This is a genomic window from Pseudonocardia sp. DR1-2 (assembly GCF_023717215.1).
Taxonomy (GTDB): domain Bacteria; phylum Actinomycetota; class Actinomycetes; order Mycobacteriales; family Pseudonocardiaceae; genus Pseudonocardia; species Pseudonocardia alni.
Genome location: NZ_JAMQOF010000006.1, coordinates 24,501 through 36,773, shown reverse-complemented (window position 1 = coordinate 36,773; position 12,273 = coordinate 24,501). Strand labels below are relative to the sequence as shown.

At 73.5% G+C, this 12,273-nt stretch carries 10 protein-coding genes; 3 read left to right on the top strand and 7 right to left on the bottom strand.

The annotated features are described in order from the left end of the window. Positions 1-172 precede the first annotated feature (172 nt). Both ND486_RS18280 and ND486_RS18275 read right to left on the bottom strand, forming a co-directional pair. Positions 173-919, bottom strand: a complete 747-nt coding sequence (locus ND486_RS18280; protein WP_251785424.1) for an E3 ubiquitin ligase family protein — start codon at positions 917-919, stop codon at positions 173-175. A gap of 17 nt (positions 920-936) precedes the next feature. Next, positions 937-2,106: a thiolase family protein gene (locus tag ND486_RS18275; protein ID WP_062400800.1), complete on the bottom strand. Its 1,170-nt coding sequence runs from the start codon at positions 2,104-2,106 to the stop codon at positions 937-939. A gap of 317 nt (positions 2,107-2,423) precedes the next feature. On the opposite strand from ND486_RS18275, the gene ND486_RS18270 reads away from it, so the two are divergent. Continuing rightward, entirely contained in the window at positions 2,424-3,737 is a 1,314-nt protein-coding gene (locus tag ND486_RS18270; protein ID WP_251785423.1) for a TMEM165/GDT1 family protein, read from the top strand. Positions 3,738-3,833: 96 nt separating this feature from the next. Here the strand turns inward: ND486_RS18270 and ND486_RS18265 are convergent, their stop codons facing one another. The 4 genes from ND486_RS18265 to ND486_RS18255 all read right to left on the bottom strand — a co-directional run bounded on the left by ND486_RS18265 (position 3,834) and on the right by ND486_RS18255 (position 7,488). Then, a complete protein-coding gene (locus ND486_RS18265) occupies positions 3,834-5,072 on the bottom strand; it encodes an acyl-CoA dehydrogenase family protein (protein ID WP_251785417.1) in 1,239 nt (412 codons plus the stop codon). A gap of 194 nt (positions 5,073-5,266) precedes the next feature. Next, the gene (locus ND486_RS30065) at positions 5,267-5,338 is read right to left on the bottom strand and encodes a putative leader peptide (RefSeq protein ID WP_350590274.1); all 72 of its coding nucleotides are present in this window, start codon (positions 5,336-5,338) and stop codon (positions 5,267-5,269) included. Positions 5,339-5,485: 147 nt separating this feature from the next. Then, positions 5,486-6,604, bottom strand: a complete 1,119-nt coding sequence (gene sfnG, locus ND486_RS18260) for a dimethylsulfone monooxygenase SfnG (protein ID WP_208821499.1) — start codon at positions 6,602-6,604, stop codon at positions 5,486-5,488. Positions 6,605-6,873: 269 nt separating this feature from the next. Continuing rightward, positions 6,874-7,488 carry a TetR/AcrR family transcriptional regulator gene (locus ND486_RS18255; RefSeq protein WP_062400803.1) on the bottom strand — a complete coding sequence of 205 codons (615 nt, stop codon included), beginning with the start codon at positions 7,486-7,488 and terminating at the stop codon, positions 6,874-6,876. A 67-nt stretch (positions 7,489-7,555) separates the two neighbouring features. On the opposite strand from ND486_RS18255, the gene ND486_RS18250 reads away from it, so the two are divergent. Next, complete coding sequence (locus tag ND486_RS18250) at positions 7,556-8,707, top strand: acyl-CoA dehydrogenase family protein (RefSeq protein ID WP_073575484.1); 1,152 nt, start codon at positions 7,556-7,558, stop codon at positions 8,705-8,707. Then, a complete protein-coding gene (locus ND486_RS18245; RefSeq protein WP_251785406.1) occupies positions 8,707-10,293 on the top strand; it encodes an AMP-binding protein in 1,587 nt (528 codons plus the stop codon). Before ND486_RS18250 ends, ND486_RS18245 begins: the two co-directional genes overlap by 1 nt. Here the strand turns inward: ND486_RS18245 and ND486_RS18240 are convergent. After that, entirely contained in the window at positions 10,290-12,260 is a 1,971-nt protein-coding gene (locus tag ND486_RS18240; RefSeq protein WP_251785404.1) for an amino acid transporter, read from the bottom strand. The two genes, ND486_RS18245 and ND486_RS18240, sit on opposite strands and share 4 nt — an antisense overlap. Positions 12,261-12,273: the final 13 nt, after the last annotated feature.

Genomic DNA, 12,273 nt, shown 5'->3' with positions numbered 1-12,273 from the left:
CGCCTACGGTGGAGGTCCGTCCGTCGGACGACTCGCCCGTTCCCGGCCCGTTCTCGGTCATGGGGCAACTGTGCGCCGTGACCCTGAGACGACCCTGTGACCGCGCTGGGAATCGCTCGGGCATCGGGTGAGAGTGCCCGGCACGCGGGTCCTCGCCGGCGGTCCGGGCAGGTCAGGAGATCGCGCCGACCACCGTCAGCACCAGTCCCAGCACCGCGAGGGCGGCCCCGCCGCGGGCCCACAGCCGCTGCGCGCGCCGGTCGGAGGCGGTCAGCTCGGCCTCGGTGCGGGTGGACAGCACGAAGGTCCCGCCGGCGTCCTGCGGCGGCCGGATCACCAGTGGCCCGTCGCGGTCGTCGACCTCGCCGAGGACGTACATCGCGACGCCGGGGCGCAGCACCCACTCCTGGTTGCGGTAGCCGACGGTCCGGTCCCCGCCCCGGCCCCGGTCGTCGGCCGGGTCGAACCGGTCCAGCACCCGTTCCACCGGGTCCGGGTGCCGCCCGCCCGGGTCGACGCCGATGGTGTGCCCGTCGCGCAGCAGCGCCCAGCCGTGCGGGGACGTCCGCTCGGACACGGTCTCGGTGTGGGTCTGCGTCCGGGTGCGGCCCTCGTCGTCGCGCTCACGGCGCTCGAACCGGCGCTCGACCCGCTGCATGTGCCACACGCAGTCGACGCCCGCGAGGTCCGAGCGCAGCACCCCGACCGGGGCGGGCGCGGTCTGCCCGACGACCTCGCAGACCTTCCGGAACGTGCCCGGCCGCCCGGCGAGCTCCGCCGCGACGCCCGCGAGGTCGAGCAGCTCGGGCACCGACAGTGTCTCGGCCGCCATCATCGCGTGCACCCGGCGCTGGGTGCGGACCGCGACCCAGATGCAGGCGGCCCCGGCCAGCAGCGCGATGATCCCCGCCCACAGCACGGGCGGAACCTAGCAGGTCAGGCGACCAGCTCCACGATCGTGGCGTTGGCGGTGCCGCCGCCCTCGCACATGGTCTGCAGCCCGTAGCGGATCCCGCGGTCGCGCATGTGGTGCACCAGCCGGGTCAGCAGCACGGTCCCCGACGCGCCCAGCGGGTGCCCGACGGCGATCGCCCCGCCGAGCGGGTTCAGCACGGCGTCGTCGGCGCCCAGCTCGGCCTGCCAGGCCAGCGGGACCGGCGCGAACGCCTCGTTCACCTCGAACGCGCCGATGTCGCCGATCGAGAGCCCGGAGCGCTTCAGCACCTTCTGCGTCGCCGGTACGGGCCCGGTCAGCATCCGCAGCGGGTCCGCGCCGGACACGGCCCCGGAGTGGTAGCGCACGATCGGGGTCAGGCCGAGCTCGCGGGCCCGCTCCGGCGTGGTCACGAGCACCGCCGACGCGCCGTCGGAGATCTGCGAGCTGTTCCCGGCGTGGATCACCCCGTCCGCGGAGAACGACGGCTTCAGCGCGGCCAGGGTGTCGGCGGTGGTGCCACGGCGCAGGCCCTCGTCGGCGGTGAACCCGGGCGCTCCGGGCACGTCGACGAGCTGGTCGTCGAACACGCCGGCGTCGATCGCGGCGGCGGCGAGCTCGTGGCTGCGTGCCGCGTACTCGTCGAGCCGGGTCCGCGACAGTCCCCAGTCCCGGGCGATCCGCTCGGCGCCGACGCCCTGGTTGAAGTCCCCGTTCGGGAACTCCCCGGACTCCAGGTCGGCGCGGTAGCGCTCGCGCACCAGCGGCCCGTAGGGACGTCCCAGGTCGCGGCCCGCGCCCAGCGGCACCCGGGTCATCGACTCCACCCCACCGGCGACGACGACGTCGTACTGCCCGGCGAGCACCATCCCGGCCGCGAAGTCGAACGAGGACTGGCTCGACCCGCACGCGCGGTTCACCGTCACCCCGGGCACCGTCTCCGGCCAGCCCGCGGCGAGCAGCGCGTAGCGGCCGATCTGCGCGGCCTGGTCGCCGACCTGGTTCACACAGCCCCACACGACGTCGTCGACGACGGCGGGGTCGATCCCGGTCCGCTCGGCCAGGGCGCTCAGCACGGCGGCGGACAGGTCGACCGGGTGGACCTCGGCCAGGGACCCCTTCCGCTTCCCGATCGGTGTGCGGACGGCGGCACAGACGACGGCCTCGGGCATGGGGGTCCTCCTCGGTCACCGGTGACACGACTCGTTCGCGACGCTAAGCCATCGGAGGGGGTCGGCGCTGAGAGGGCGATCACAGCGCCGGATACGCATCAGGTGTCGAGACGCTCTGGATCGATGAGGTACCGTCTCCGGCGTACGCGAAGGGGAGTAGCTCCCAACGCTGCGCTCGACATACTGGTCCGCCTCGTACTCCGACGGCCGACCCGGGTGCAGCGGCCTGACCACCACCAGGCGAGCGAGACCTTCGATCCGGATACACCGGGTCGAGGGCACCCCAACCTCGGTCCGGTCGAGATCGAGGGATGGACATGGACGGATTCCTGATCGCGTTCGCGATCAGCTTCGGCGTCATCTTCGTGGCCGAGCTGGGCGACAAGTCGCAGCTCATGGCCCTCACGTTCGCGACGCGCTTCAACGCGGTCCCGGTCCTGATCGGGATCACGATCGCCACCTCGGTGACCCACCTCGTGTCGGTCGCCGTCGGCTACGGCCTGGGCGCGTCGATCCCGACCGGCTGGATCGCGCTGGTCGCCGCGGTCGCGTTCCTGGCGTTCGGTGCCTGGACACTGCGCGGCGACAGCCTCTCCGAGGACGAGGAGGCGAAGGCCAAGCGGGCCGGCGGGTCCGCCGTCGTCGCCGCGTCGGTCGCGTTCTTCCTCGCCGAGCTCGGTGACAAGACGATGCTCGCGACGATCACCCTGGCCGCCCAGCACGGGACGCTCGCCGGGTCGGTCGGCATCTGGGCCGGGTCCACGGTCGGCATGGTCGCCGCGGACGGGCTGGCCATCGTCGTCGGGCGTCAGCTCGGCAAGCGGCTCCCGGAGCGGGCCATCTCGATCGGCGCCGCGGTGATGTTCTTCGTCTTCGGCGCCTGGCTGCTCTACGAGGCCGTCCCGCAGGTGTGGGGTGAGGACGCCTGGGGCCGCGTGGTCGACGTCGCCGGGCACCACGGGCTCGGCTGGGCCGCGCTGGTGCTGGGGGCCCTCGCCGTCGGCGCCGGGCTGTGGTTCCGCGGTCGTGCGCACCGCGCCCGCGGGGAGCGCAGGCTCGACGTCGCCCGGACCCCGGGCAGCCCGGCCTGGTGGGCCCGCACGCTGTTCGTGCTGGCCGCGGTGCTCGGGTTCGGAGCGCCGCTGCTGGTCGCCCTCGACGTGCTGCAGCCGATCTCGGTGCTGGCCCGGCCGGCGGTCGCCGTCGTCGGGGCGGGGCTGCTGCTGCTCGGTTTCGCCGTCGTCGCGGTCGCGATGCTGCAGCTCGGTACGGTGTGGCGCCGCTCGGCCACCGAGGCCGGAGCGGCCGCGGCCGGTGACCCGGACGCCGCACGACGCCCGGTGCTCGCCACCGGCGGGATCTACCGCCGCGTGCGCAACCCCGCCCTGACCGGCCTGATCGTCGGGTGCGCCGGGATGCTGTTCATGGCCCCGACCCTGCTCGGCGTGCTCGCCGGGGTGCTGATCCTGGTCGCGGTGCAGATCCAGGCCCGTGCGGTCTACGAGCCCGGCCTGGGCAGCGCGCTGGGCGCCGAGTACGACGAGTACCGCGCCCGGACCGGCCGGTTCCTCCCGCGGGTCCGCACCGACCGCAGCCCCGCGGGTGAGGGCGACCGCACGACCGTCGGCTGAGCGGCCCGCCGCGACGACACCGCGGCGACGACACCGCCCGCCCCGGCGCGACCGGGGCGGGCGGTGTCGTCTGCGGGACCGGGGTCCGCAGGCGGGTCAGGAGTACCAGGTCGGCTCGGGCAGCTCGTCGCGCAGCACCCACGCCCCGACCTCGCGCCGCTTGTAGGCGACCGGGTCGTGGAGGGTGTGCGTGCGGACGTTGCGCCAGAACCGGTCGAAGCCCAGCTCCGTGGTCGTCGCGCGGGCCCCGAGGCCCTCGAAGACCCCCGAGGTGATCTCCAGCGCGACGTCGGTGGCACGCGCCTTCACCGCGGCGACCCGCACCTCGTGCCGGCCGCGCTGCTCGGCGGTGACGCCGTCGGCGTCACGGTGGATCACCTGCTGCTCCTGCGCGACGGCGTCGGCCAGCGCCTCCACCGCCCACAGCTTCGCGTGCAGGTCGCCGTAGAGGTCGAGCTGGTAGGGCTCGTCGACGGCGCGCTCGTGGCCGCCGTGCAGCCACGGCCGGGTCCGCTCGCGGGTGAAGCGCGCCGCGGTCTCGAGCGCCCCGCGGGCGATCCCGAGGTAGAACTCCACGAAGACGAGCTGGATGATCGGCACGTTGAGCGTGTTGTAGACCCGCGGCGTGAACACCCTGTCGGTGAACCCGGCGGCCGCCGCCCACGGCACCCGGACGTCGGTGATCGTGACGCTGCCGGACTCGGTGAGACGCTGGCCGATGTTGTCCCAGTCGTCGCCGAAGACGATGCCCTCCTGGTGGCTCGGCACGATGGCGAAGACGTGGGTGTCGGTCCGCTCGATCACCCCCTCCAGCACGGTGACGTCGGAGACCCTGCTGCCGGTGGAGAAGGACTTGCGGCCGGAGTAGACGAGCTCGTCGCCCTCGTCGCGGATGGTCAGCTCGGCGTCGCGCGGGTTGACCGCGCCCCCGAAGAACCAGCGGTTGCGGGTGGCGTCGGCCTCGACCGCCGCGATCTGCTCGGGCGTCCCGACCAGCCGGGCGGCCCAGAACCAGAGCAGGTGGTAGCCGAGCAGCTGGCCGATGGAGCCGTCGCCCGCCGCGACCTCGCGGATCACCCGGTAGGCCAGCGGCCACTCCTGTCCGCCGCCCCCGTGCTCGACCGGCCCCAGGATGGTGACCAGGCCGGAGTCCTTGAGCAGGGCGACCTCGTCGTGCGGGGTGGCGCCCGCCCGGTCGCGGGCCGCGGCGTCACGCTCCAGGACACGGCGGACGTCGCGGGCCCGGGCCAGCCAGCCCGGGGCGTCGGTGGGCGTGGTGGACCAGTCGAGCGACTCGACGGTGGTGGGCTCGGAACGGTTCTCGGTCGTGGTCACGGTGTGTCTCCTCGTCGTCGGAGAAAGGTGTCCGGGCGCGGCGGCGCACGATGCGGCGGATACGCGCGGGAATGCGCACCGGATCGGCGGAGGAACGGTGGGCCCGGACGGGAGGGAACTGTCGGGGCGGTCACCGGCGACCGGGGTCGCCGGCCGCGGCGCAGGTCAGGGAGCCTGCTCCGCGGGGATGCCGGTCAGCGACAGAGCGACGAGGTCACACGCGAGAGGTCGACGTGGCGTCGACGGGTGAGCTCGGTGAACAGCACGACCCCAGTGTTCGGGGAGATCACGGTGGAAGTCAACGAGACGTTCCCGGGAATGGGACGCGGCGCGGGATGTCCGGTCAGGACGGGGCCCGGGAACGCGGACGGGCCCGGCGACGACGGTCGCCGGGCCCGTGCGGACGGTGTCGCTCAGACGGTGGTGAGCTGCGGCTCGCGGGCGGCCAGCTCGGCCTCCTTCTCGCGGATGATCGGCAGCACCTTCGCGCCGAAGTACTCGACCTCCTCCTGGAAGTGCAGGAAGCCGAGCAGCAGCAGGTTCGCGCCGCGCCGCTTGTACTCGATCGCGCGGTCGGCGATCTGCTCCGGGGTGCCGATCAGCTGGGTCTTGAAGCCGTCGTTGTACTGGACGAGGTCCTCGAACGACGAGTCCGCCCACATGCCGCGCTTGTCGCCGGTGGAGTTGCCGGCCTGCTGGACGGCGTCGCGGAAGCCCTCGACGGCGGGCCGGTTGGCCTTCTCGATGATCTCGCGCAGGGTGTCCCTGGCCTCCTTCTCGCCGTCCCGGGCGATCATGAAGCCGTTGAGGCCGAACCGGACGGGCTGCAGCCGCTCGGCGGTCTTCGCGTGGCCGAGGACCTCCTCGACCTGCTCGGAGAAGCCGTCGTAGTCCTTGCCGTTGGAGAAGTACCAGTCCGACACGGTGCCGCCGTTGTAGCGGGCCGCGGTGGAGTTGCCGCCCTGGAAGATCTCCGGGTGCGGACGGCCGGGGACCTCGACCGGGCGGGGCTTGAGGTCGAAGTCGCGGATCCGGTAGAAGTCGCCGGCGAACTCGGCGCCGCCGTCGGAGGTCCAGATCTCGCGCAGCACCCGGATGAACTCGTTGCTGCGGCGGTAGCGCTCGTCGTGCTCGAGCCACGGCTGGCCCATCGCGGTGAACTCGGCCTTCAGCCAGCCGGAGACGATGTTGACCGCGAGCCGGCCGTTCGTCAGGTGGTCGGCGGTGGCGACCCACTTGGCCAGCACCGAGGGCTCCCACAGGCCCGGGTGGACGGCGGCGATCACCTTGAGCCGCTCGGTGGCCAGGCCCAGCGCGAGGGAGAACGCGGTGGCCTCGTGCTGGTGGTCGGCGCCGTAGCTGGCCATGTAGCGGATCTGGGACAGCGCGTACTCGAAGCCGTTGTTCTCGGCGGTCTGCGCCAGCTTCCTGTTGTACTCGAAGCCCCAGTCGGTGCGCTGTTCGATGGTGCTGGTGACCAGCCCGCCGGAGACGTTCGGGACCCAGTACGCGAACTTCAGCGGCTCCTGGATCCGGGTGTTGGGCGTGGTGGCGAGAGCATCGGACACGGGAGACTCCTCAGGGGTGTGCCGGGCACGGCAGACGGGCACACGACGGCGCCGGAAAGGGAGGGCAGAGGGAGGAAACGGACCTGCGGTGACGCGATCAGCGACAGGCCTGGCTCACGACGACGAGGTTGTCGACGTGACGGCGTCGGGTCAGCAGGAAGCCGGTCACGCTTCCACCGAACCCGGGGAGCGGGTTGTTGTCAACCGGATGCCGGGGAGATCACCACGGGTCCTCACCGGTGGACCGGGTCGACGCCGAGCAGACCGTGCGCCAGCCCGCCGAGCAACCCCACGAGCCGGTGCTGGTCCAGGCCGCTGCGGAAGAACAGTGTCGACTGGATCGCGCCGACGCAGGCGTGCACCAGCACGCGCAGCTCGCCGTCGGACAGGTCCGGACGCAGCGGGGCGAGCACGTGCACCCAGTCCTCGACGTGGTGGCGCTGACGGCGCCGCAGGTCGCGGCGGGCCTCGGCGGGCAGGGTGTGGACCTCGCCGTAGTAGACGGCGAACTCGGTGCGGTTCTCGGTCACCAGCCGGATGTGGTCGGCCACCAGGACGGTCAGCGTCTCGCGCTCGGGCGTGCCCGCGGCCAGCGCCGCCGCCGCGGAGGCCTCCAGCCGGGCCATGCCGCGGTCGAGCAGGGCGAGCAGGACCGCCTCCTTGGAGGCGAAGTGCCGGTAGATCCCGGACCCGACGATGCCGGCCTCGGCGCCGATCTCGGCCATCCCGACGGTGTGGAAGCCGCGCCCGGCCGCGAGCCGGGCCGCCGCCTCGAGGATCCGCTCCCCGCGTTCCGGGTCGCGCCGCCGCGGGGGTCCCGCGGTTCCGGAGCTGGTTCGCGTCGGCATCTTTCCAGCATCGCATCCGCGCGGTACGGTCCGCCACAAGTGAACAACGGATCACTAGGGAGTCGGCGTGGACTTCACCGAGACCGACGAGGAACGCGACCTGCGGGCGGCCGTCGCCGCCATCGCGGCCTCCTACGGCAGCGAGTACTACCTGCGGTGCGCCCGGGAGGGCAGGCACACCCACGAGCTGTGGAAGGCCATGGGGCAGGCCGGGTTCCTGGGCGTCAACGTCGCCGAGGAGCACGGGGGCGGTGGCGGCGGGCTCGTGGAGTTGTCCATCGTCTGCGAGGAGGCCGCGGCGCAGGGCGCCCCGCTGCTGCTGGTGCTGGTGTCCGCGGCGATCTCGGCCGAGGTGATCGGGGAGTTCGGCTCGGAGGAGCTGCGCCGTCGCTGGCTGCCCGGGCTCGCCGACGGCTCGACCAAGGTGGTCTTCGCGATCACCGAGCCGGAGGCGGGGTCCAACACCCACCGGATGGCGACCCGCGCCGACCGCGACGGCGACGACTGGGTGCTCACCGGCACCAAGCACTACATCTCCGGCACCGACGACGCCGAGGCCGTGCTGGTCGTCGCGCGGACCGGGAGGGCGCCGGACGGGAAGGCGCGCCTGAGCCTGTTCGTCGTGCCGGTCGACTCGCCCGGGCTGACCCGCACCCCGCTGCCGGTGGACCTCATCGCCCCGGACAAGCAGCACGTCCTGCACTTCGACGACGTCCGCGTCCCGGCGGGCAACCTGGTCGGCGCCGAGGGCGACGGGTTCCGCCAGGTCTTCCGCGGGCTCAACCCCGAGCGGATCACCGGCGCCGCGCTCGGCGTCGGCATCGCCCGGTTCGCTCTGGCCAAGGCGGCCGACTACGCCCGCACCCGGCAGGTCTGGGACACCCCGATCGGTGCCCACCAGGGCGTCTCGCACCCGCTGGCGCGGGCCCGGATCGAGACCGAGCTCGCGGCGCTGATGACCCGCAAGGCCGCGTGGCTGCACGACCGCGGGATGCCCGCGGGCGAGGAGTCCAACATGGCCAAGTACGCGGCGGCCGAGGCGGCGACGCACGCCGTCGAGGCGGCCATGCAGACCCACGGCGGCAACGGTCTGGCCAGCGAGTACGGGCTGATCCCGTACTGGGGGATGGCCCGGCTCATGCAGGTCGCGCCGGTCAACCGCGAGATGATCCTCAACCACGTCGCCCAGCACGGGCTCGGGCTGCCGAGGTCGTACTGATGGGTGCCGGCGAGCTCGGCCGGAACCTGATCGGGCGGGTCAACGTCGCCGACGCGCTCGGCCGCAGCGCCGCCGCCCGGCCGGGGCGGACCGCCGTCGTCGACGGGGAGCGGTCCTGGACCTACGCCGAGCTGGACGCCTGGGTGGACCGGCTGGCCCGCGGGCTCGCCGCGCGCGGCTGGACCCGCGGCGACGCGCTCGCGCTGGCCTCGGGCAACAGCGCCGAGTTCCTCGCCGTCTACTACGCCTGCGCCCGCCTCGGCCTGGTCTGCGTGCCGGTGAACCTGGGCTGGCGCCCGGACGAGGTCGCCTACGTCCTGGGCCACTCCCGGGCCCGCGGGATCGTCGTCGAGACGCAGCTGGTCGCGGCGCTCGCGCCGGCCTGGGAGCAGGTGCCCGCGGTGACCGAGGTGTTCGTCGCGCCCGGCACCGGCGGGCCGGCCGGGGCCGGGGTCCCGCTGGCCGACGTCGAGGCCGGGGGAGGGGACGGCGCCGGGCCGGTCGAGGTGCTGGTCGAGGACCGGGACCCGCTGTCCTACCTGTACACCTCGGGGACGACGTCGTTCCCCAAGGGCGTCGTCACCTCGCACCTGGCGGTCACCCTGGAGTCGTTCTCCGCGGCGCTGGACTCGGGCTGGTCGGCGGCGGACAGCTTCCTGGCGATGATGCCGATGTTCCACACCGCGCAGCTCAACGCGTTCTGCACCCCGGCGGTGCTGGTCGGGGCGACGATCCACCTCTCCCGGGGGTTCGAGCCCGCCGCGTTCCTCGACACCGTCGAGCGCGAGCGGATCACCCAGGTGTTCGGACTGCCGATGATGTACCGGGCGGCGCTGGAGCACCCGTCGTTCGCCGGGCGGGACCTGTCGTCGCTGCGGCGCGCGGTGTACGCGATGGCGCCGATGCCCGAGCCGCTGATCCGGGCCTGCCTGGACGGCTTCGGCTGCGACTTCGCGCTGCTGTTCGGGCAGACCGAGATGAGCCCGTGCACCACCCTGTTCCGTCCCGAGCACCAGCTGACCCACATCGGTGCGGTCGGCACCCCGATCACCGGGGTCCGGGTCGCGGTCATGGACTCCGGCGGGACCCTGCTCGGCCCGGGGGAGGAGGGCGAGATCGTCTACCGCGGCCCGTCCACCATGAACGGCTACCTCGACGACCGCGCCGCGACCGACGAGGCGTTCCGGCACGGCTGGTTCCACTCCGGCGACGTCGGCCGGCTCGGCGAGGACGGCGTGCTGTGGTTCGCCGACCGGGTCAAGGACGTGATCAAGACGGGAGGCGAGAACGTGGCCTCACTGGAGGTCGAGCGCGCCGTCTACGCGGCCGCACCGGACGTCGCGGAGGCGGTCGTGGTCGGGCTGCCGCACGAGCGGTGGAGCGAGGCGATCACCGCGGTGGTCGTGCCCCGGCCCGGCGCGACGGTCGACCCGGAGGCGCTGCTGGTCGCGCTGCGCGCGCACCTCGACCCCTACAAGGTCCCGAAGGCGGTGATCGTCGCCGACGAGCTGCCGCGCACCTCGACCGGGAAGATCCGCAAGAACGTCGTCCGCGAGACCCACGCCGGCCACTACGGGCCGCCCTAGCCGACGTGCACCACGGGGCGCCGGGCCACGTCGGGCTCGGCCTCCCGCAGGATCTCCCGGGTGATCGGGGCGACCTCGCCGACGCCGGTGAACAGGTACCGGCCGAAGTGGCGCACCGGGTTGCCCTCGGTCCAGTCGAAGTAGATGTGCGGGGCGCGGTCGCCGACGTCGCGCAGGTGCAGCAGCAGCGCGGCGATCGCGTTCGGGACCGACGGCGCCGACGTCGTCAGCACCCGGTACGGGCCGCGACGCTCCCCGCGCACGGCGATGCCCGACTCGAACTCCGACGGGTCGGTGACGGTGACCTCGACCAGCACCACGCGGCCGGGGTCGGGGATGTGGTGGTCCTCGGTCTCCTCGGCCAGCTTCTCCCGGTACTCCTCGTCGCGGGCGACGCTGTCCCGCTCGCCGGGGCGGGGCTCGTGCGCGACCAGGCGCAGCGGCCTGCCGGAGCCGGAGCACTCGTCGAGGAACCCGCGGGCGGTGTCGTCGAGGGTGACGTCGGTGATGCGCAGCTCGAACGCGCGCAGGGTGCGCGACAGCAGCGACACCACCAGGATCCCGGCGATGAAGCAGGCGGCGATCTTCACGCCCTCCGGCCGCTCGACGACGTTCGCCACCGTCGTGTAGACGAACACGAGCGCGATCAGCGCGAACGCGACGACGACCGGGCGGCTCCCGGTGCGCCGCACCGACAGCGCGACGGCGACCGCCGCGGAGGTCATCAGCACCAGCACGCCGGTGGCGTAGGCCCCGCCCTGGGCGTCGACGTCGGCGTCGAACAGCCACGTGACGGCGAACGCGACGACCATCACGACCAGGACGAGCGGCCGCGCCGCCCGCGCCCAGGACGGCGCCATCCCGTAGCGGGGCAGGAACCGCGGCACCAGGTTGAGCAGGCCCGCCATCGCCGAGGCCCCGGCGAACCACAGGATCGCGATCGTGGACAGGTCGTAGACGGTGCCGAAGACGTTCCCCAGGTCGCGGTGGGCCAGGAACGCCAGCGCCCGCCCGTTCGCCTGCCCGCCGGGGGCGAACTCCGGCTCGGGGATCAGCAGCACGGTCACGACGCTGGAGGTCACCAGGAAGGTGCTCATGACCAGCGCGGCGACGGTGAGCAGCCGCCGGGTGCCCGCGATCCGGCCCTCCGGGCGGTCCTCGGTGTCACCGTCGCGGCCGCGCACCAGCGGCATCACCGACACCCCGGTCTCGAACCCGGACAGGCCCAGCGCCAGCTTGGGGAACACGATCAGCGCGACCCCCACCATGAGCAGCGGGTCCGGGTAGCGGGACACGAGCAGCGCCGACCAGTCCGCGACGACGTGCGGCGCCGCGACGATCCGGACCAGCCCGTCCACCACGACGACGGCGTTGAGCACCAGGTAGACCGCGACCAGCGCGACCGCGATCCGGATGGCCTCGGAGAACCCGGCGAGGAACACCCCACCGAGCAGCGCGAGCAGCAGCAGCGTGATCAGCACGTTCTGGCCCTGCAGGGCCGCGGGGGCCAGCGGGTTCTGCACCAGGTGCGCGGTCGCGTCGGCCGCGGACAGCGTCATCGTGATGAGGAAGTCGGTGGCCGCGAACCCCAGCAGGACCAGGACGAACACCTTCCCGCGCCACCCGGGCAGCAGCCGTTCCAGCATCGCGATGGAGCCCTCGCCGTGCGGGCTCTCCCGGGCGACGCGGCGGTAGACCGGCAGCGCGCCGAGCAGCGTCACCGCCACCAGGACGAGGGTGGCGACGGGGGAGAGCACGCCGGCGGCGAGCGCCGCGATCCCCGGCTGGTAGCCCAGCGTCGAGAAGTAGTCGACGCCGGTCAGGCACATGACCTTCCACCAGGCGTGGCGCGGGTGCTCCGGTTCGGGCCGGGCGTGCGGGCCCTGCCGGTCGGGACGGTGCGCGTCCTGCAGGAGCCAGGAGCCCACCCGGTTGCGGACCCGCCGCGGGGCCTCGGTGATCGCCACCGGCCCAGGATTG

Bases quoted from the DNA above. Each gene is read 5' to 3' on its own strand.
- ND486_RS18270 (WP_251785423.1), top strand. From the start codon at position 2,424: ATGGACGGATTCCTGATCGCGTTCGCGATCAGCTTCGGCGTCATCTTC.
- ND486_RS18255 (WP_062400803.1), bottom strand. From the start codon at position 7,488: ATGCCGACGCGAACCAGCTCCGGAACCGCGGGACCCCCGCGGCGGCGC.
- ND486_RS18275 (WP_062400800.1), bottom strand. From the start codon at position 2,106: ATGCCCGAGGCCGTCGTCTGTGCCGCCGTCCGCACACCGATCGGGAAG.
- ND486_RS18245 (WP_251785406.1), top strand. From the start codon at position 8,707: ATGGGTGCCGGCGAGCTCGGCCGGAACCTGATCGGGCGGGTCAACGTC.